Below are 25,124 nucleotides of genomic sequence, written 5' to 3'. Positions count from 1 at the left end.
TCAATTATGACGATCATCTCCCGTGTATGAATAAAAATTTACCTTCTCATTCCTTGTGCCTTTCTTTGTCTAAAACTTTTGTTTTTTTTAAACCACTGGCAAGCCGTTTTAGTCGCTTTTTAGTTTTCTTAATGTTGTTTTTGCTTGCCAATATTGGCTTAACGAAAGCACAAACTTATAAAACCCATTATATTGCTCCGGCTCCTTGGCAATACTGGAGCCAGGCCAACGAGCTGGTGGTTACCACCAACACATCGGGAACGTCGGTAACGGTAAAGAAAAGTGATGGAACGCTGGTTACTACGCTTACGCCAACGCCAACAGCACCTGCTGTGTATCGCTTCGTAGGGAATCCAAATACAGTTTCGGCCAATGCCTTAAATACCATATTAAACGATCGTGGAATTATTGTAGAAGGTAATAATCCGATTACGGTAAACATCCGGAATGTGGCTTCTGATGCCTACACTGATGCCAATATTAAAGGAAATTCGGCGCTATTCAGTTTTGGAGATGCGGCTATTGGTACTTCTTTCAGGGTAGGTTATTATAGGGATGGCTTAAGTAATGTGGTGTACAGTGTAATGGCTGTTGAAAATAATACCACTGTGAAATTAAACGGAACGGCTATCACTACTTTAAATGTTGGACAAAGTTATATTTTTCAAACTCCCATTGGTGGATTAGTAGAAAGTTCGGCTCCTGTAGTGATGAATTCGGGCTCTAATTTAGATGCACCTGCAGGCTGCGGCGATGGTGTTTTTAACCCGGTACCACCTGTTACCTCTTTGGGGAGCGAGTACCTGGTAATTAGAAGTGCAGGTAATTCTACTGCAGAGCAGACCACAATTGTGGCTACACAAGCGAACACCACTTTAACCGTAACCAATTATAATGCTAATGGTACTTTAACCTCAACAAATACTTATAATTTAGTTGCGGCGGGTAGTTTTGTAACCATCGTTAACGGTGTTTCAGGAAGTCAATACAGTACATCAAGGATTTTGGCAACTAAGAATGTAGTAGCCTATTCAGGTACAGCAGATGGATGTGAGGTAGATATGCTTACATTGGCTCCGGTAACGTCATGTGGAGGTAGTTTGGTGGCCAAAACCTATAAATTTAGGGGCAGTGGTGGGGGAGATTTGCCATATTTTGGCTATATCACCACTAAGAGTGCAACCGATAAGGTATTTTTAACCACAACTGGTGGTACTACCAATTATACCAATACCGACTTAGAATCGATTGCAGGTGTTGGCGTAAGGCGACAACTGGGAAGTACCGGGAATTATATTATCGATTTTACCAATACGAACATTGGTACACCGGCAGCCTTAACCTTTACAAGTGCTACCAGGATGAACATTGCCATGGTACAAAGTGGTGGTGGTTATTCCATGTCTAATTTTATTACACCTTTGCCCGAGCAGGCGCTGAAACCAACCCTAACCCAACCAACTTGTAGTAGTGCAACCTTAACTGCCGATCCCTCGGGCGTTGCGCCATTCCAATGGTACTTTAATGGGGTTGCAATTGCTGGTGCAACCGGGAATAGTTATACCCCAACCGAATCAGGAACATATACCATTACCTCGCGACTAAGTTGTGGTACAAGTGCACAATCTTTACCTGTAACCGTAGCTTTATGTAATGTTGACAGGGCAATTACCAAAACAGTAGATAATTCAACTCCTGCAGTAAACGGATCAATAAAATTTACCGTAACTGCCAGTAATATTGGTGTGGGGACTGCGCTTGGGGTATCAGTAACCGATTTACTAAAATCGGGCTATACTTACGTAAGCCACACTGCATCTGCCGGAACATCGTATACGAGCGGTACTGGTCTCTGGAACGTGGGTTCGTTAGGCTCAAATGCATCAGCTACGCTGGTAATTACGGCTAAGGTAAATGCCTCTGGCGATTATAGCAACACGGCTACCATAACCGGAACACAAACCGATCCTAACACCGCAAATGATGCTGTTACCATCAGTACAACACCGACTACAGCTATTTCTTTAACTTCTGCTGCTTCTACCGATGCTCAAAGCATTTGTATAGGCTCGGCCATTACCAATATTACCTATTCTATTGGCGGTACAGCAACAAATGTTAATGTAACGGGTTTGCCGGCCGGTGTTACCTCCAGTTATAATACAAGTACCAAGGTGCTTACTATTTCCGGAACACCAAGTGCAACAACTAGCGGTGCCCAGGTTTATACCGTAACCACCACAGGTGGAAACCCTAACGTATCGGCATCGGGAACCATACAGGTAAATGGCTTGGTAGGTACGCCGGTATTTACTGCCGGAAGCAGTTCTACCAGGTGCCAGGGAGCGGGTACGCAAACCTATGCGGCAACTGCAACTAACGCAACTAGTATTACCTACAGTATCAATACTACCAGTTCGCAGGCAGTAATTAACGCTACAACTGGTGAGGTTACTTTTTCGCCTGTGTTTTCGGGTACCGCAACCATTACTGCAACTGCAGCAGGTTGTACGCCTAAAACGGCTACCCATACCATTACCATTACTTCTACCGGAACCATTACAGGTGCTTCGCCGGTTTGTAGCGGCAGTAACGGAACCTTAACATTGGGCAATACCACAGCTACCCCGGTAAGGTGGGAATATTCTACCGATAACGGTACCACCTGGAGTACATATTTGCCTAATACCACCTCAACTACTTTAAATTATACCAACCTTAACGTTACAACTTCTTTCAGGGCAATTGTAACAGGTGGAGGTTGTGCAGAAGCATCATCAACGCCGGTAACCATCAGTGTAACTACCAGGCCAAGTATTGCTAACCAGAGCTATAATTTATGTGTATCGGGCTCTTTCAATTTTGCCCCGGTAGATGCTCCTGCAGGTACCACTTATAGCTGGTCGGCTCCCACCATATCAGGTGGTACGGTTACTGGTGGAACTTCAGGCACTGCTGCCAGCTCTGTTTCACAAACTTTAACCAATACCGGAACTACTACAGCTACCGCGGTTTATACCGTTACGCCAACCAATGCAGGTTGTGCGGGTACTGCTTTTACCATCACAGTAGTTATTGGGCCAAATATTTCTGCTTCGGCTGCAAATCCGCCTACTTTATGTAGCAATGGCACTTTCTCAGTAACGCCTACAAGCAATATTGTCAATTTAAAATATACCTGGACAGCCAGCCTGATTAGCGGAAGCAATGTTACCGGCTTTAGTAATGGTACAACAGCCGTTAGTGCGCCAATTAGCCAAACTCTGGTTAACAGCTCGGCTGCCACTGCAACCGTTCGCTACACCGTAACACCGGTGTTGGATAACTGTAGTGGTAACACATTTACCTTTGATGTAAACGTACAGAGCGCGGTTACCGTCGGAGCAATTGCTGCCAGCCAAACCATCTGTACCAATACTGCTCCAGCCCCGATCAGTTCTACCACAGGTGGAACAGGAGCAGGCACAATAACTTATATATGGGAAAATTCTACCAACGGTACCACCTGGAATATCATTAGTGGTGCAAACGCTGCAACTTATACGCCGGGTGCTTTAACCCAAACTACCCAATACCGCAGAACAACGGTATCAACCTTAAACGGAGTTGCCTGCCAGTCGGCAGCTACAACGCCGGTAATCATTACCGTGGGTACAGCGAGTACCATCACAACTCAGCCAGTTAACCAAAATGTAAGGGCTTTATCTAATGTTACCTTAAATGTAGCCACCACAGGTGGTACTGGTACCAGCCAATATCAGTGGCAGGTAAGCACCAATAATGGTACAAGCTTTAGCAATATTTCCAACAGCAGTTTATATAGCGGGGCAACAACCAATACCTTAACCATTACGGGGGTAAACAGCACCATGGAAGGTTACAAGTACCGGGTTTTGATTACCCAAAGCGATAATGCCTGTGCGAGCGTAATTTCTAATGTAGTCAACCTAACTATCGATTCTGATCGCGATGGGGTGCCAGATAGCGTCGACCTCGACGACGACAATGACGGTATTTTAGATACAGTTGAAGGAACCGCTGATTTTGACCGCGATGGTATTCCAAATTACCTGGATGTAGATTCGGATAACGATGGTATTGTTGATGCCATAGAATCGAATGGAAATCCTAACAATGATCCTGATAAAGATGGTAAATTTGGTACAGGTGCATTTGCAGATGTTAACGGAAACGGATTAATCGATACTTTAGATCCGGCCGCTGGTGGTACAGCACTGGTTATTCAGGATAAAGACAAAGATGGCAAACCAAACTACCTTGATCTTGACTCGGATGGTGATGGAATTCCGGATACTTACGAAGCAGCATTTTACATTATTGACGGTGAAAACGATGGTATTATTGGTACAGGGGCGATAGTTGATGCGGATAAAGATGGACTTTCAGATTTGAATGATCCGGATTTTGTAACCATTAGCACCTTATTTAATCAGGATCGCGATTTCGACGGACTTTCAAATTACCTGGACATTGATAATGATAACGATGGAATTATCGATAATATTGAAGGCTTGCCTACAAGTTTATACGTGGCACCAAAAGGCCTGGATACCGACGGTGATGGTATTGATGATGCTTATGATGTAAACAATGGCGGCGCCGTTTCAGGTTACTCAAACATTGATGGAGGTAGTGCGCCCGATTACGTAGATACAGATGCCGATAATGACGGATTTAGGGATTGGCTTGAAAACGCAGTAAATAGTTCTTTAGAGGTTGACGTAAAAAATAACCAAACCGGCGCTGCTGGTGCCGATGGCATTATGGATTTATTGCCGGATGCAGATGGCGATGGATTGGCTGATATTTATGATAACGATAATGGCAATACCAGTCCTATAGGTTACGCTACAAACGCTGGTCAAACGCCCCTTTCGATGCCCGATACGCAGACACCGGGTGGTGACAGGGATTGGAGATCAACATCAGATTACGATAGGGATGGTGTGCCTGACGGTATTGATTTAGATGATGATAACGACGGAATTTTAGATACGGTAGATGGTTTTACCGATGACGGTGGCCGCGATGGTTTGCCTAACTACCACGATTTGGATTCGGATGGTGACGGCATTCCGGATGTGATTGAAGCCGGTGGTTCTGATCCTGATAACAACGGTTTACCTGGCATTGGTTTAATCGGCCCCTCAGATGTTGATGCCAATGGTGTTCCTTTAGCGGCTAACGGAGGCTATACCCCACCAGATAAAGATGGTGATGGTATTCCGAATTTCAGGGATTTAGATTCTGATGGTGACGGCATTTTTGATGTAACCGAAAACGGAGGCCCTGATCCCGATGGCGATGGAAAAGTAGGTACCGGTTTAACCAACGATTTTGATAATGATGGTATCGTAGATATTGTGGATGACTACAATAACCTTACTGGTTCTTTGGCTGGCGATCCTTCAGGTACACCAATGACCGTAAAAGATGCAGATGGTGATGGTATTCCAAATTACCTTGATCTGGATTCGGATGGCGATGGTATTAAAGATTCTGTAGAAGGTACCACCGATACAGATGGAGATGGCATTCCGAACTACCTGGATCTTGATTCAGATGGTGATGGTATTTCGGATAATATCGAAGCACAAAGTACTGCCGGCTATATTGCACCTTCGGGTACTGATACCAATCAGGATGGTATAGATAATGCTTATGGAACTGGTCTGGTTCCTGTAGATACAGATGGTGATGGTAAGCCCGATTATTTGGATTTAGATTCGGATAATGATGGCGATAGCGATACGATAGAAGCTTATGATACGGATAATAACGGAGTAGCCAATGTAGTAGCTGTGGGTGCAGATGCTGATAAAGATGGTTTAGATGATGCGTTCGATAATAATGATGCGGCCTATAATCCAACTAACGGACAAACACCTGCTTCATTCCCTAATTTAGATACACCGGGTACTGCGGAAAGGGATTGGCGTGAAGATTATAACATTGCTCCGGTAGCTACGGTACCTGCTTCAATTTCATTGGTAGAAGATACGCCAAAAGCATTAACCGGAATCAGTTTTGCCGACGCCGACGGAGGTAGCCTGAATGAAGTGGTCACTTTAAGCGTGCCTGCAGGACAGGGTACTTTAACCGCTACCAGCGAAGCAGGTATTGCAGTTACAGGAACTGGCACCAACAGCATAACCATTACCGGAAGTACAGCAGCTGTTAATGCTTTTATTACAGCCAGCAAAGTAACTTATAACCCTGCAGCCAATGCAAATGGTAATGTTACCCTAACAGTAGGAATAAACGATCAGGGCAATACCGGTGGGCCGGCATTAACCGATAGCAAAACAGTAACCTTAAGCATTCAGCCGGTTAACGATATTCCAACAGTAGCTAATGTGACTAAAAACGGAACTGAAGATACCAATGTTACTTTTACTGCTGCTGATTTTACCAGCCAGTTTACAGATGTTGATGGTACTTTGGCTAAAATACAGGTGTTAAGTTTACCATCGGCAGCGCAAGGTTTGCTTAAACTAAATGGCGTTAATGTAACTGCGGGACAGGAAATTGCAACCGCAGATTTGGCCAACCTAGTTTTTGTACCAGCAGCTAACTTTAATGGAAATGTATCATTCAGCTACAATGGTAGCGATGGTACTGCTTATGCAGCTACACCGGCTAATGTAAACATTAATATTGCCGCGGTTAACGATAACCCGGTAATTACTGCCGTACCGAAAGCAGGTACTGAAGATGTAACTTTAACCTTTACAGCCAGCGATTTTACCAATCAGTTTACCGATGCGGATGGCGATGCACTGGCCAAAATCCAGATCGTAACCTTGCCACCGGCCGCACAGGGGGTATTGAAATTAAATGGAACCAATATTGTTGCTGGTCAGGAAATAACTGCGGCTAATCTAGCAAACATCACCTTTGTTCCGGCACCTAACTTTAATGGCGCAGTTACCTTTAAATGGAATGGTAGCGATGGTACAGCATATGCAACTGCACAAAATGATGTAAATATTGTTATTGCGGCAGTTAACGATATCCCAACCATTAACAACATCAGCTTAACTACTGCTGAAGATGTTAACCTGCCGTTTACGCTGACTAATTTTAGCAGCAACTTTAGCGATTTGGAAGGCGATGCATTGGCCAAAATCCAGTTGTCTAACCTTCCTCCAAATACACAGGGAACACTGCTGCTAAACGGATCGGCCATAACCGCCGGTCAGGAAATTTTAGCATCGGATATTGCCAATCTGGTTTTTGCTCCTGCCTTAAACTTTAACGGAAATGTGAGCTTTAACTGGGCTGGAAGCGACGGCACTTCATACTCGTCAGTTGCTACAGTTAATATTTCGGTTACTCCAGTAAATGATCCACCGGTTGTAGATAACTTTAACAAATCCGGAAATGAAGATACGGTTATACCTTTTGTACCTGCCGATTTTACCGGTCACTATACCGATGCCGAAAATAATGCTTTAACTAAAATTCAGGTGGTAAGCCTGCCAGCTAATGGCCTGCTTAAATTAAACGGTATAAATATTACCGCCGGACAAGAAATTAACAGCGCTGATTTAGATAAAATAACCTTTACGCCTGATGCCAATTTTAATGGCGCGGCAAACTTTAACTGGAATGGATTTGACGGAACAGTTTACGCTACAGCGGCTAAAACGGTTACCATTACCATCAATCCAATAAACGACGCACCATCTTTTGTAAAAGGTACCGACCAGCTTATTAATGCCAATACCGGTGCACAAACCGTAAACAACTGGGCTTCGGCTATTGCCGCCGGACCAACTGATGAGGTGGCCACGCAAACGGTAAACTTTAGTCTGACCAATAACAATAATGCTGCATTTACAGTACAACCAGCTATCGATGCTTCAGGTAATTTAACTTACACGCCTGCCGCTAATTTTACAGGTAAGGTTACGGTAACAGTTGTATTAAACGATAACGGAGGTACTGCAAATGGCGGAGTAAACCAAAGCGCATCGCAAACTTTCATCATTTCGGTTAAACCGGTAGGGGTAACCGACAACATCAATACTTTGGTAAATACACCGGTAACTACCGATGTTAAAGCCAATGATGGTGCAAGTGCAACTAATGCCACTGTATTGGCTGGTAACGGAGCACATGGTACAACCACTGTTGATGGAACCGGAAAAGTAACTTACACACCAAATACAGGTTATACCGGAACAGATAGCTATACCTATACTTTAACCACTGTCGATGGGGTAGTGAGCGATCCGGTTACGGTTAATGTGAGCATTTACCCAACAGTTGTATTGTCAGGACCTGCTTTAGTTAACGAAAATGCAGGTACGGTTAATTATACCGTTACGCTTACCGGTACGCCTGGTACAACACTGGCTTCACCGGTTACTGTGGTAACAGCGATTACGCCTAATACCAGCAATGCAGCCGATTATAACTTTACAAGTTCGACCATTACTTTCCCTGCAGGGGCAGTTGTAGGCGCAGCAAGTGGTACCATTACTTTCCCGGTTACCATTGTTGATGATAATATCCTGGAAAGCACGGAGAGTTATACCGTATCTATCGGATCAATAGCCGGCCCGGCATCTTTGGGTAATGCAAGTGTTGCTACATCAATTACCGATAACGACAATGCATCAGTAGCCATTAACAATGTTACAGTGGTCGAAAATGTAAATGGTGGTGTGGCTACTTTTACAGTAACCTTAACCGGTGCGGTACAAAATAGTTTTATCGTTAATTTTGCAACGGCCGATGGTACTGCTGTTCAACCAGGCGATTATACCGCAACAACTGGTACAGTTACTTTCCCGGCAGGATCGGTAAGTGGCGCAACACAAACCTTTACCGTTCCGGTTATTAACGATAACATTACCGAAACAAGCGAAACCTTTACCGCTACACTTTCTGGAATAACCGGACTTACCACCATTGCTACCGCAACTGGTACAGCTACCATTACCGATAACGACCCTGCAACCGTAAGCATTTCGGCAATACCAACCAGTTATGATGAAGCTGCAGGAACAGCCACTTTTACCGTAACTTTAAATAATGCGGTTCAAGATGCATTTACGGTTGATTATGCTACTGCAAATGGTACAGCAACAGCCGGATTAGATTATACCGCTAAAAATGGAACACTAACTTTCCCGGCAGGCTCGGTGGCGGGTGCCATCCAAACTTTCACGGTTTCAATTACCAACGATAATGTGGTTGAGCCAGCCGAAACCTTTACGGCTACCTTAAGTAACCCAACAGGCGGCCTGGTAACCATTGCTACTGCAACAGCTACGGCAACCATTACCGATAACGATACTTCGGTGGCAACTATTACGGCAGGTACCAGCGGAAATGAAAACGGACCTGTAAACGGAACATTTACCGTTAACCTAAGTAATCCATCGGCTACAGATACGCAGGTTACCTATTCGTTAGCTGGTACTGCGGTAGAAGGTACCGATTACGATGCCATTGCGACCAAAATCATTACCATTCCGGCAGGCCAAACGGCGGCAACCATTACCATTCCGGTTAAAACCGATGTCCTGGTTGAAGGAACTGAAACGGTTATTGCCAATCTGCTGTCTACAAACAGTTCTTTGGTTAACGTAACCACAGCGCCAGCCGATAAAACAGCCAGCATTAATATTCTCGACAATAATACTGCAACAGTGAGTATTTCGGCTACACCAACCAGCATTAATGAAGCTGCAGGTATAGCCACCTTTACGGTAACTTTAAACAGTGCAGTTCAAAATGCATTCGATGTTACCTATGCTACCACAAACGGAACGGCAGCGGCAGGTCTCGATTATACCGCAACCAGTGGAACGCTAAACTTCCCGGCAAATGCTGCGGCAGGTACTACCTTAACCTTTAATGTGCCTATCAATAACGATAACCTTGTTGAGCCAAGCGAAACCTTTAACGGAACTTTAACCGGCGTAACCGGTGGTTTGGTTAGCATTGCAACGGCCAGCGCTACGGTTACCATTACCGATAACGATGCGGCTGTGGCCAGCATTGCAGCGGGCATAAACGGAAACGAAACCGGGCCAATAAACGGAACATTTGTAGTTACCTTAAGCAATCCGGTATCAACCGATACACAGCTTAGCTATACTTTAAGCGGTTCGGCTACAGAAGGCAGTGATTATAGTACAATTGCCACTAAAACCATTACCATTCCGGCGGGTCAAACCACAGGTACCATTACCATCAACGTTCAGGCCGATGCGCTTACCGAAAGCACCGAAACTGTAATTGCGGCTTTGGTTAGCTCAAATAGTGCAGCAACGGTAAATACCACTCCGGCAAGCATCAACATTATCGATGCCAATACTGCCAGTGTAAGTATTGCCACAACACCAACCGTTAATGAGTCGGCCGGTACTGCAACCTTTACCGTAACTTTAAATAATGCGGTTCAAAATGCGTTTAGTGTAAATTACAGCACAGCTGATGGAACTGCAACTGCGGGACTAGATTACACGGTAACCAGCGGAACATTAAACTTCCCGGCCAATGCAGCTGCGGGTACAGTATTAAGTTTTACCGTTCCAATCAATAACGATAACATAGCCGAAATTTCTGAAACCTTTACGGCTACATTAAGCGGCATTACAGGTGGGGTAGTGGTAATCAGTAATGCTACCGCTACTGCAACTATTACCGATAACGATGCAGCAACTGTATCAATTATTGCAGGTACTAACGGAAATGAAAACGGACCAGCAAACGGAACATTCACCGTTAAATTAAGTAATCCGTCGTCAACCGATACACAGATTACCTACACCCTGAGCGGAACAGCAACAGAAGGTACCGATTATGATGCCATTGCTACCAAAACCGTTATCATTCCGGCCGGGCAAACCACCGGAACCATTACCATTCCGGTTAAAACCGATGTTATTGTTGAAGGAACAGAGACTGTAGTGGCCACAATTGTAGCTACGAACAGTGCCCTGGTAACGGTAGCGCCGAGTCCGGCTGATAAAACCGCAACGATCAACATAAATGATAATACCACTGCAACGATCACCGTTTCGGCCACTAACGATGGGACCGAACCTGGCACACAGGGCTTGTTTACCTTTACGTTAAGCAATGTTGCTACAACCGATACCCAAATTACTTACGCAGTGAGCGGAACAGCAACCAGCGGAACGGATTACAGCACTTTAGGTACAACGGTAACTATTCCGGCCGGACAAACCAGTGTAACTCTACCGGTTCTAGTACTTGATGATACCTTTGTTGAGCCAACTGAAGCCGTTGTGTTAACGATGGTGGCGGCTACCAGCAATCCGGCTATTACAGCAAGCACAGCGCCTGCAACCGTAAACATTAACGATAACGATAATGCAACGGTAAGTGTTGGTAATGTTTCGGTAACCGAAAATGGTACCAATGCAACTTTTACGGTAACTTTAACCGGTAATGTTCAAAATGCATTTACTGTAAATTACGCAACTGCAAACGGATCGGCCTTGGCTGGTACCGATTATACTGCCACAACAGGCAGTGTAACTTTCCCGGCTGGTTCGCTTAGTGGTGCAACGCAAACCATCAACATTCCGCTAATTAATGATAACATCGCCGAATTGGCTGAAACATTTACCCTAACGCTGAATAGTGTAGGAGCGGGATCAACCGTAACTATTCCTGCCGCCGGTGCTACCGGAACAGCAACCATTACCGATGATGATGCCGCTAGTGTGGCGATTGCCAATACATCGGCCATCGAAAGTGTCGGTAATATGGTTTTCACCATAACTTTAACCGGTAATGTACAGGATGCAGTTTCGATAAACTACAGCACTGCAGATAACACCGCTATTGCTGGTGCCGATTATACGGCTAAAACCGGCGTGGTTACTTTCCCTGCCGGATCTGTATCCGGTGCAACACAAACCATCCTTATTCCGGTAACTGATGATAACGTTACCGAAAGCGCGGAAAGTTTCAAGGCAACATTAAGTGCTGCCACTGCTCCGCTTACCATTACGCAGGCGGAGGGAATCGGAACCATTAACGATAATGATGCTTCGACGGTTAGTATTTCAGCAACTCCAACCAGTGTTGATGAAGCAGCAGGCACCGCAACCTTTACGGTAACTTTAAACCGAGCCGTGCAGGCAAGCTTTAGTGTTGATTATGCAACAGCTAACGGAACTGCTACCGCAGGTAACGATTACACCGCTACCACCGGAACTTTAAACTTCCCTGCCGGATCTTTAGCAGGGGCAACTTTAACCTTTACCGTTCCGGTTACAAACGATAACATTGTTGAGCCAGCCGAAACTTTTGTGGCCACCATCAGCAATGTAACAGGTGGATTGGTAACCATTGCTATCAATACTGCTACGGCAACTATTACCGATAACGATACATCGGTAGCGACCATCACGGCAGGAACAACAGGTAACGAAAATGGCCCTGTTAGTGGTACTTATACGGTTACTTTAAGCAATCCATCGGCAACAGATACGCAGCTTACTTATACTTTAGGCGGAACAGCTACCGAAGGAAGCGATTACGCAAGTATCGTAAGCAAAACCATTACCATACCTGCGGGTCAAACCACGGCAACCATTACTATTCCGGTATTAACTGATGCTCTGGTAGAAGGTACTGAAACCGTAATTGCTACATTGGCAAGCACCAATAACTTTGCAGTAACCGTAAGTAATACACCAGCCAGCATTAATATCGGCGACAATACCACTGCTACGGTAACAGTGGCGGCAACTGCCGATGGTGCCGAGCCTGCTGTGCCAGGTACTTTTACTTTTACCTTAAGTAATGCGGCAACCACCGATACACAGATTACTTATGTTGTTAACGGAACTGCTACCAGCGGAACCGATTATACTTCCATTGGTACAACGGTAACTATTCCGGCTGGTCAGAAAACTGCTACAGTTTCTGTTCCTGTATCAGACGATAACATTGCCGAGGGTAATGAAACGGTGATTTTAACCATGACCGCTGTAACCAGTAATCCATCAATTACAGCAAGTATAACACCGGCAACAGTTAATATTGCAGATAACGATGCCGCTGTGGCCACCATCACTGCAGGTACTGCCGGTAACGAAAACGGACCGGTGAATGGTACCTTTACCGTAACGTTAAGTAACCCTTCTTCGCAAGCTACCACTATTACCTATACTTTAGGCGGATCGGCAGCTGAAGGAAGCGATTACACCGCTATTAGCACCAAAACGATTACCATCCCGGCTGGTCAAACCGCTGGCACCATTACCATTCCGGTATTGGCCGATGCCCAGGTAGAAGGAACTGAAGCGGTAATTGCTACTTTAGCAACTTCGGCAAATGCACTGGTAACAGTAAGCAATGCTCCTGCAAGCATCAATATTACCGACAACAATACTGCAACGCTAAGTATCTCGGCAACACCAGCCAGTATAAACGAAGCAGATGGAACGGCAACTTTCACCGTAACCCTAAGTAATGCAGTACAAAATGCATTTACGGTTGATTACGCAACTGTAAACGGAACGGCAACAGCAGGTATCGGATCGGATTATACCGCAGCAAACGGTACCCTTACTTTCCCTGCGGGATCTCCTGCCGGTGCAACCTTAACATTTAGTGTTGCCATTAATAACGATAACCTGGTTGAACCAGCCGAAACTTTCGATGGTATCTTAAGTAACGTTACCGGTGGATTGGTAACCATAGCGAATAGCTCTGCTACCGTAACGGTTAGCGATAACGATGTTTCGGTTGCTACAGTTACACCAGGATCAAACGGCGATGAAACCGGACCTGCTAACGGAACCTTTACCGTAACTTTAAGCAAGCCATCATCAACCGATACGCAGATTACCTATACTTTAGGTGGCACAGCAACTGAAGGAAATGATTACGCAACCATTACAACCAAAACCATTACCATTCCGGCTGGTCAAACTACCGGAACCATTTTGATTCCGGTATTGGCAGATGCTGTAACGGAAAGTATAGAAACTGTAGTAGCGAACCTGGTAAATACCTCGAATCCATCAATAGCCATTAATGCTGCTCCGGCATCTATTAATATCCTCGATGCCAACACTGCAAGTGTAAGTATTACCACAACACCTTCAGTTAATGAGGGCGATGGGACTGTTACTTTTACCGTAACCTTAAATAATGCTGTTCAGGATGCATTCAGTGTGAATTATGCTACTGCTAACGGAACTGCGATCGACGGATTGGATTATACCTCAACAAGTGGTGTATTAAATTTCCCTGCAAATTCTGCCGCAGGCGATAAATTAACATTCACCGTGCCGGTAACCGATGATGGTATTGTAGAAGCGACTGAAAACTTCACCGCAACATTAAGTAATATAACCGGTGGGGTAGTGTTAATCAGTAATGCAACCGCAACCGCTACTATTTTAGATAACGATAGTTCAATTGCAACTATTTCGGCAGGTGTACCGGGCGATGAGAATGGTCCGGTTAACGGAACATTTACCGTAACCTTAAGTAAACCATCATCAACCGATACGCAGATTACCTATACTTTAGGAGGAACTGCAACTGAAGGAAGCGATTACACACCGTTTGTTTCCAAAACATTAATTATCCCGGCTGGTCAAACCACGGGTACCATTACTGTTTCGGTACTGGCCGATGATTTGGTAGAAGGAACGGAAACGGTTATTGCAACCTTAACTACTTCTGGCAATCCGCAAATTACAGTAAACAATACGCCTGCAAGCATCAACATAAACGATGCGACTACTGCAACAGTAACTGTAGCCGCTACGACTGATGGTGCTGAGCCAACAACACCAGGTTTATTTACCTTCACTTTAAACCATCCGGCTACAACTGATACCCAAATTACCTATAGCGTAAGCGGAACAGCTGTAAGTGGTTTAGACTTTACTGCAATTGGTACAACGGTAACCATCCCTGCCGGACAAACCACAGCAACAGTAAGTGTACCTGTATTAAATGATAATGTTGCTGAAGAAACAGAAACAGTAATTTTAACCATGGTAGCCGCAACAAGTAATGCTGCTATTACTGCAGGTACGGCACCTGCAACGGTTAATATTACTGATAACGATACATCGGTAGCGACCATCACAGCAGGAACGCCAGGGAACGAAAACGGGCCTTTAAATGGTACATTCATTGTTACTTTAAGCAACCCGTCGTCGGTGCCAACTACCTTAACCTATACTTTAGGCGGTACGGCTACCGAAGGAAGTGATTATACTACTATTGTAACGAAAACGATTACCATACCGGCTGGTCAAACTACTGGTACCATTACCATTTCGGTATTGGCCGATCAGATTATAGAAGGAACAGAAACGGTAATTGCTACATTAACCAACTCAGGTAATCCGTTGGTAACGGTAAACAATACTGCTGCAAACATTAATATTGCCGATAACAGTACGGCAACAGTAACCGTAGCGGCTACAACAAGCGGAGCAGAGCCTGCTACCCCAGGCTTATTTACCTTTACCTTAAGCAATGTATCTACTACCGATACGCAGATTACCTATTCGGTTAACGGAACCGCTACAAGCGGAACTGATTATACCGCAATTGGTACAACGGTTACCATCCCTGCGGGACAAACCACTGCAACGGTAACGGTGCCAGTGATAGATGATAACATTGCTGAAGGAATTGAAACCGTTGTGTTAACCATGCAGGCTGCAACCAGCAATGCAGCAATTACAGCAAGTGCAACCCCGGCTATTGTAAATATTACTGATGATGATACATCGGTAGCAACAGTTGCTGCAGGCATAAATGGTGCTGAAAATGGCCCGGTTAGCGGAACTTTTGTCGTAACCTTAAGCAAGCCGTCATCGCAACCAACAACCATAACCTATACCATTGGGGGTACAGCGGTTGAAGGAAGTGACTATGCCACAATAGTAACGAAAACCATTACCATCCCCGCCGGACAAACTACCGGAACCATTACCATTCCGGTATTGGCCGATAACCTGGTAGAAGGAATGGAAACCGCTGTGGTTACCTTAACTACTGCTACAAACCCGCTGGTAAGCGTAAGCAACACACCTGCCAGCATTAACATTATCGATAATACTACTGCAACCGTAACTGTAGCAGCAACAACTAATGGGGCAGAGCCTACTACTGCAGGTCAGTTTACTTTTACTTTAAGTAATGTATCTACAACTGATACTCAGGTAACCTATGCAGTTAGCGGAAGCGCAATCAGTGGAACTGACTATACGGCAATAGGTACAACGGTAACCATACCAGCCGGACAAACAACTGCAACAGTAAGTGTGCCTGTATTAAACGATGAAATTGTTGAAGGTACAGAGGCGGTTATTTTAACCATGACTGCCGCAACAAATAATGCGGCAATTACAGCAAGTACAACACCAGCAACCGTTAATATTACCGATAACGATACCGCCATTGCAACTGTAACACCTGGAACAACGGGTAATGAGAACGGCCCGGTTAATGGAACATTTACCATAACCTTAAGTAAAGCATCGGCTACCGATACACAGCTTACTTATACTGTAGGCGGAACAGCTGTTGAAGGAAGCGATTACTCGCCAGTGGTTAAAACCGTTACTATCCCGGCAGGTGCAACTACGGCAACCATTACTATTCCGGTATTAACCGATGCCATTGTAGAAGGAACAGAAACCGTTCAGGTTACTTTGGGTACTTCAAATAATCCATTGATAAGCGTAAATAATACACCGGCAAGCATTAATATTTTAGATAACAACACGGCAACAGTGAGTATTACTGCCACACCTGTTATAAATGAAGCTGCCGGAACAGCAACCTTTACCGTTACTTTAAATACTGCAGTACAAAATTCGTTTAGTGTTGATTATAATACTGCAAACGGAACAGCAACTGCAGGTTTAGATTATACCGCGACCGCCGGAACTTTAGTGTTCCCGGCCAATTCATCAGTAGGTACCAGCTTAACATTCACCGTACCGGTTAATGATGATAACATTGTTGAACCAGCCGAAACCTTTAGTGCTAATTTGAGTAATGTAATTGGCGGATTGGTAACCATTGGAACATCAACAGCAACGGTAAGCATTACCGATAACGATACCGCTGTGGCGACCATTACTCCGGGTATAAACGGAAATGAAAGTGGCCCGGTTAACGGAACATTTACGGTAACGCTGAGCAATCCGTCAGCAACCGATACGCAGCTTACCTATACTTTGGCAGGTACTGCAACTGAAGGTACAGATTACGCCAATATCGTAACCAAAACCATTACCATCCCGGCCGGACAAACAACCGCAACGATTACTATTCCGGTAATTGTTGATGCTGTGGCTGAGAGTATCGAAACAGTTGTGGCTACTTTAGGTACTTCGAATAATGCGGCGATAAGTGTTAACGGAACAGCGGCCAGCATCAATTTATTAGATGCCAATACCGCTAACGTAAGTATCTCGATCAGTGCACCAAGTGTTAATGAAGGAGTGAGTACTGTTACTTTGTCTGTACTGCTCAATATTGCGGTTCAGAATAGCTTTACGGTCGATTACGCAACAGCAAACGGAACAGCGCTGTCAGGATTGGATTATACTGCTACCAGCGGAACTTTAACCTTCCCGGCAAATTCGGCTGCAGGCACTATACTTAATGTGGTAATTCCGATTATCGATGATCATTTAATTGAAAATTCAGAATCGTTTACTGTAGGCTTAAGCAATGTAGTTGGGGCAGATGTAGCGATTGGTACAAGCCCGGCAACAGTAGTTATTGCCGATAACGATAGCGCAGTGGCGAGCATCACCGCGGGCACTAATGTAAATGAGAATGGTTTAATAAACGGCGTATTTAATATCACGTTAATCAATCCATCGGCTACACCAACAACCTTAACCTTTGCTTTAAGTGGAACAGCGACCGAAAGTGCCGATTACAGCGCCGTAACTAAAACAATTATTATCCCGGCGGGTGCAACCACGGCAACAATTACCATTCCGGTATTGGCCGATGCTTTGGCTGAAGGTACTGAGACAATTATTGCTACCTTAACAGCATCTGACAATCCGGCAATTACACTTAATAATACACCTGCTATCGTAAGCATTACCGATGCTGATGCGGCAAGTGTAAGCATTTCTAGCGCACCGGTAATTAACGAAAATGCAGGTACCGCTACATTTACGGTAACTTTAAGTAACGCTACACAAAACAGCTTTACTGTAAATTACGCTACGGTAAATGGTACGGCAACTTCGGGCACTGATTTTACCGCTACCAGCGGGACTTTAACTTTCCCTGCAAATTCGGCGGCAGGTGCAACTTTAACTTTCACCGTTCCAATTAACGATGATAACCTTGTTGAACCAACCGAAACATTCAGTGTGGCATTAAGTAATGTTACAGGTGAAGTGGTTACATTGGGTACTTCTGCTGCAACGGTATCAATTACCGATAACGATGTTTCAGTAGCGACTATTACTGCAGGAACAAACGGTAATGAAAATGGCCCGGTTAGCGGAACATATACGGTAACCTTAAATAATCCTTCATCAACCGATACGCAGATTACTTTTACAGTTGGCGGTACAGCAACAGAAGGTAGCGACTACAGCGCCATTACCAAAACCATTACCATCCCAGCTGGTCAAACTACCGGAACCATTACTATTCCGGTGGTAAGCGATGCTGTTGTAGAAGGAACAGAAACAGTTGTAGTTACTTTGGCCGGTACCAATAATCCAATGATAACGGTAAACAATACTCCGGCAAGCATTAATATTTTAGATAATAATGCTGTTTCTGCAAGTATCTCAGTTTTCCAAACCAATGTAGATGAGGCTGCGGGCACGGCCACCTTTACCGTAACCCTAAGCGGATCGGTACAGGATGCATTCAGTGTTGATTATAACACATCTAACGGAACTGCAATTGCAGGTTTGGATTATGTAGCTACCAGCGGAAAATTAACTTTCCCTGCGGGGTCGGCTGCCGGTGCAAGTTTAACCTTTACCGTTCCGATTATAGATGATAACATTGCCGAACCTGGCGAAACTTTCAATGGTATAATCAGTAATGTAACCGGTGGCCTGGTAACCATTGATGATGGAATAGCTACAGTAACCATTACCGATAACGATGCATCGGTAGCTACCATTACTGCAGGTACAGCCGGGAACGAAAACGGTCCTGTTAATGGAACCTTTACTGTAACTTTAAGCAAACCTGCTGCTACCGATACGCAACTTACCTATACTTTAACCGGAACCGCAACAGAAGGTAGCGATTACAGTAACATTGTAACCAAAACCATCACCATTCCAGCAGGCCAAACTACCGGAACCATTACGATTCCGATATTAACAGACGCTATTGTTGAAGGCGCCGAAACCGTTGTGGCTAGCCTGGTAACTTCCGGAAATCCGTTGGTAAGTATCAGCAATACGCCAGCTACCATAAATATTGCCGATAATACACAGGCGATTGTAACTGTGGCAGCAACTGTTGATGGTGCCGAACCGGCAACAGCTGGTCAGTTTACCTTTACGCTAAGTAATGTATCTGCAACCGATACCAAAATTAATTATAGTGTTAGCGGAACAGCAACTAGTGGAACCGATTACACATCAATTGGTAACACGGTAACCATCCCTGCCGGACAAACTACGGCAACGGTATCAGTACCTGTATTGAACGATAACATTGTTGAAGGAACCGAAACGGTGATTTTAACTATGAATGCAGCTACCAATAATACCGCAATTATTGCAAGTGCTACACCTGTAACAGTAAATATTACGGATAGCGGTTCTTCTATTGCTACGGTAACAGCCGGTACAAACGGTAATGAAAATGGACCAGTTAGCGGCACATTTACCATTACTTTAAATAATCCGTCGGCTACCGATACACAGCTTACTTATACTTTAACAGGAACGGCAACAGAAGGGGCTGATTACAGTATAATTGTAACCAAAACCATTACCATACCTGCAGGTCAAACCACCGGAACAATTACTATTCCGGTACTTACTGATGGCATTGCAGAGGGTAATGAAACTGTTATCGCTACTTTAGTTTCATCGGGTAACCCATTAATTACGGTAAGTAATGTTCCGGCAACCATTAATATTGCCGATAACAACAGTGCAGTCGTAAGTATCTCTACCACGCCAACCATAAATGAGTCGGCAGGTACAGCTACATTTACCGTAACGCTAAACACGGCTGTACAAAATGCATTCACCCTGGCTTATACCACAAATGATGGGACTGCATTAGCTGGTTTAGATTACACAACAACCAGTGGAACTTTAACATTCCCTGCAGGTGCTGTTGCTGGAACAGCTTTAACATTCACTGTTCCTGTTAACAACGATGATATTGTTGAAGCCGACGAAACATTTAGCGCTACAATCAGCAATGTAACCGGCGGACTGGTAACCATTGGTACAGCTACCGCAACAACTACCATTACCGATAACGACACTTCAATAGCTACTATTGCAGCTGGAGTTGATGGTAATGAAAACGGTCCGGCAAACGGAACATTCAGGGTATCATTAAGTAAAGCATCGGCAACCGATACGCAGCTTACCTATACTTTAGGTGGTACCGCCACAGAGGGTAGCGATTTCAGTACTATTGTAACCAAAACCATTGTTATTCCTGCAGGTCAAACTTCCGGAACAATCAGTATTCAGGTTCTGGGCGATGCACTGCTTGAAGGTAATGAAACCGTTACTGCTACATTAACCCTTTCGGGTAACCCTGCAATAACAGTAAGCAATGTGCCGGCAACCATTAATATCACCGATAACAATGCCGCAACGGTAAGTATATCTGGTACGCCAACCGTTAACGAGTCGGCTGGAACGGCTACATTTACGGTTACTTTAAGTAATGCAGTTCAAAATGCATTCACCGTAGCGTATGCAACAAGCAATGGAACCGCAGTTGCGGGCTTAGATTATAACGCAACCAGCGGAATTTTAACCTTCCCTGCAGGTGCTGCTGCCAATAGTACTTTAACGTTTACTGTGCCAATTAACGACGATAATATTGTTGAAACCGGCGAAACGTTTAATGCAAGCATCAGCAATGTAACCGGAGGCTTAGTAACCATCGCCAACAATACGGCAACTACTACCATTGTAGATAACGATGCTTCGGTAGCAACCATCACCGCCGGAACAGATGGTAACGAAAGTGGCCAGACTAACGGAACGTTCAATATTACGTTGAGTAAAGCTTCGGCTACCGATACGCATATTACCTATACTTTGGGTGGTACCGCAACCGAAGGCAGCGACTACAGTACTCTTGTAACGAAAACCATTACCATTCCGGCTGGTCAAACTACCGCAACCATTACCATTCCGGTATTGAGCGACTCCATTGTAGAAGGATCAGAAACCGTAATTGCTACTTTAACACTCTCTGATAACCCTTCGGTAATAGTAAGCAATGCTCCGGCAACCATCAATATTTTAGATGGAACGAATACAACGGTTACTGTAACTGCAACAGCCGATGGCGCTGAACCTGCAACAGCAGGCCAGTTTACATTTACTTTAAGTAATGTATCAACAACAGCTACGCAAATTACTTACACGGTAAGTGGTACAGCAACCAGCGGTGCCGATTATACAGCTATCGGTACTACGGTAACTATCCCTGCCGGACAAACCATGGTAACAGTTGCCGTTCCTGTACTTGATGATAACATTAACGAAGGAAATGAGACGGTAATTTTAACGATGAATGCAGCTACCAACAATGCATTAATCGTAGCCAACACTACACCTGCTACAGTTAACATCAGAGATAACCGTGCACCTGTGGCTACATCACCTGCGCTAAGCACTAATGAGGATAACGCTGTGAATGGAGCAATTACTGCAACCGATGCCGATGGCGATCCACTTACTTTTACAGTAACTACGCCAGCAGCGCATGGTACTGTGGTAGTTAATCCTGATGGCACATATACTTATACGCCTGCACCAAATTATAATGGTACAGATGTATTTATTGTAACCGTAAGCGATGGCAAGGGAGGCACAACTGCAGTGACTGTTTCGGTAACAGTAGCGCCGGTAAACGATGCGCCGGTTGCAACTGCACCAGCTGTTGTTACCAATAAAAATACACCGGTTAACGGAACCATTACCGCTAGCGATGTAGATGGCGATCCGCTTACCTTCACCGTAACTACGCAACCGGCACACGGAACTGTTGTAGTGAATGCCGATGGTACCTATACTTATACGCCTGCTAATAATTATAGCGGTGCTGATAGCTTTACGGTAACGATTAGCGATGGTAAAGGTGGTACAATTGCGGTAACTATACCAGTAACGGTTAATCCAACAAACGTTGCTCCGGTTGTTACTGCACCAGCTATTGCCACAAACGAGGATAATGCGGTGAACGGAACCATTACCGCTACAGATGCTGATGGCGATCCGATTACTTTTGCGGTAACTACGCCACCTGCACATGGTACAGTAGTGGTTAATGCTGATGGTACCTATACGTATACACCTGCTCCAAACTACAACGGTACAGATACATTTACCGTAACCGTAAGTGATGGTAAAGGCGGTACAACTACAGTAACTATTTCGGTAACAGTAGCGCCGGTGAACGATGCGCCTGTGGCAACAGCACCGTTCCTGGTAACCGCCAAAAATACCCCGGTAAATGGTAAAATTACCGCAACCGATGTTGATGGCGATCCGCTGACTTATACCGCAACCACATTGCCTGCGCACGGTACTGTGGTGGTTAATGCCGATGGTACTTATACCTATACTCCAAATGCAGGTTATAGCGGGGGTGATACTTTCACCGTAACGATTAGTGATGGTAAAGGGGGCACAACCACAGTAACCATTTCGGTAACGGTTAATTTTACCAACGATGCACCTGTGGCTACGGCACCAGCCATTACTACCAATGAAGATAATTCGGCCAACGGAAAAATTACCGCGACCGATGCTGATGGCGATCCGCTTACCTTTGCGGTAACTACGCCACCTGCTCATGGTACAGTTGTAATAAATGCTGATGGTACCTATACTTATACACCTGCTCCAAACTATAATGGTACAGATACCTTTACGGTAACCGTGAGTGATGGTAAAGGGGGCACAACTACGGTAAGTATTTCGGTAACGGTAAATCCGGTTAACGATGTGCCTGTGGCAACTGCGCCAGCCATTACTACGCCACAAAATACTACGGTTAACGGCAGCATTACTGCCAGCGATGTAGACGGTGATCCGCTTACTTTCACCGTAAGTACGCCTCCTGCGCATGGTACGGTAACAGTTAATGCCGATGGTACTTATACCTATAGCCCGGCTGCGGGTTATAGCGGTGCTGATAGCTTTACCGTAATCGTAAGTGATGGTAAAGGAGGGACAACTACCGTAACTATTCCGGTAAATGTAACCCTGGTTGCCGCTCCGGCCATGAGTTTAACCAAAGTAGCTACCAATGCGGTAAGCAAAGCAGGCGATGTGATTAATTACAACATTGTAGTAACCAACACAGGTAATGTAACCTTAACAAATGTTACTGTTTCTGATGCGGGTGCCGATGCAGGATCGATCTTACCAGCTGGAATTGCGAGCTTATTGCCAGGTGCCAGCGTAACAGTTACGGCTAAGCACACGGTTACTTTAACTGAGGTAAATACCGGTTCGTTTAGCAACCAGGCTTCGGCAACTGCCCAAACACCAAATGGTGGTACTTTAAACAAACCAAAATCTGATGATCCGAATACAACGGCTGTTGATGATGCTACAGTAACGGTAATCGCTCCGGCATCAACCCTTACTTTGGTTAAAACAGGTACTTTAAGCAGTGATGGAAATAGCATCACCTACAACTTTACTGTGAAAAATACAGGCAATGTAACCTTGCATATTATTACGTTAACCGATGCTAAACTGGGCTTAAACAGGGTAATTCCTGGAACATTGGCTCCGGGTGAAACTGTAAGCGATAGTTATGTGTATCAGTTAACTCAGGCTGATAAGGATGCGGGTAGCGTTACCAATACGGCTGGCATTGCGGCACAAACACCGGCAAATGTTACGGTAAAAGATGTATCCGGAACGGCCGAAAATAATGATACGCCAACCGTTACGGTAATCCAGAGTTCGGGCGCAATTGCCCTGGTTAAAACGGCATCATTTAGCGGCAACAAAGTTACCTACACCTTTACCATCAAAAACACAGGTGCGGTTACTTTAAATACCGTTACTTTAACCGATGCTAAGCTGGGCTTAAACAATAAGGCTATCATTGTTACCGGCGGACTTGCTCCTGGAGCAACAGTTACCAATGTTGAGGTGTATACTTTAACCCAGGCCGATAAGGATTTAGGTACAGTAACCAACACCGCAAGCGTAAACGCCAAAACTACTGGTGGCGCTAACGTTTCTGATATTTCCGGAACATCTGATGGCAATAATACAGCAACTGTGATCACGGTGCCTAAATCGCCAAAAGCAGTTGATGATGAAGGCGGAACTGTTGCCAATAAACCGGTAACCATTAATGTACTGGCTAACGATGATCCTGGAAATTCTACCCTCGATCAGTTAACGGTAGAAATTATGGTTCAACCTAAACATGGTAAAGTGGTTGTAAATGCAGATGGTAGCATTACCTACAGACCTGATCCTGGCTATACCGGCGATGATACGTTTAGTTACCGCGTAAAAGATGCTTTCGGATATTACACCAACGTAGCTGGGGTAACCTTAACCGCCAACTTCGCCGGACTTACCATTCCGAACCTGTTTACGCCAAACGGCGATGGTATTAACGATACCTTCGAAATTCTGGGCATCAACCAGTACCAGGCCAACGAACTTACCATTGTAAACAGATGGGGTAACGAGGTGTTCCGTGCTAAAGGTTACCAGAACAACTGGACAGGAGAGGGATTAAACGAAGGTACTTATTACTACCTGTTGCGCGTTAAAAAAGCAGGCAGCGATCAGTACGAAGTATTTAAAGGTTACATTACATTAATCCGGGCGTTTAAAAAATAGATAAGAGGCTTAGTAGGTCTGGTTTTTAAACCAGACCCT

General features: G+C 44.8%; 1 protein-coding gene. It reads left to right on the top strand.

The window, feature by feature from the left end; translation table 11 throughout:
- The first annotated feature begins 26 nt into the window (after positions 1–26).
- Entirely contained in the window at positions 27–25,085 is a 25,059-nt protein-coding gene (locus DBR40_RS08020) for a Calx-beta domain-containing protein (protein ID WP_124559223.1), read from the top strand.
- Positions 25,086–25,124 lie beyond the last annotated feature (39 nt).

The organism is Pedobacter sp. KBW01 (assembly GCF_003852395.1).
In the GTDB taxonomy this organism is placed as follows: Bacteria; Bacteroidota; Bacteroidia; order Sphingobacteriales; family Sphingobacteriaceae; genus Pedobacter.
Note: the sequence above shows the minus strand (reverse complement) of the source record. Positions and strands in the feature narration are given on the sequence as shown.

What these genes read in the sequence shown, in the direction of transcription:
- DBR40_RS08020 (WP_124559223.1), top strand. Translation starts at nt 27, where the DNA reads ATGAATAAAAATTTACCTTCTCATTCCTTGTGCCTTTCTTTGTCTAAA.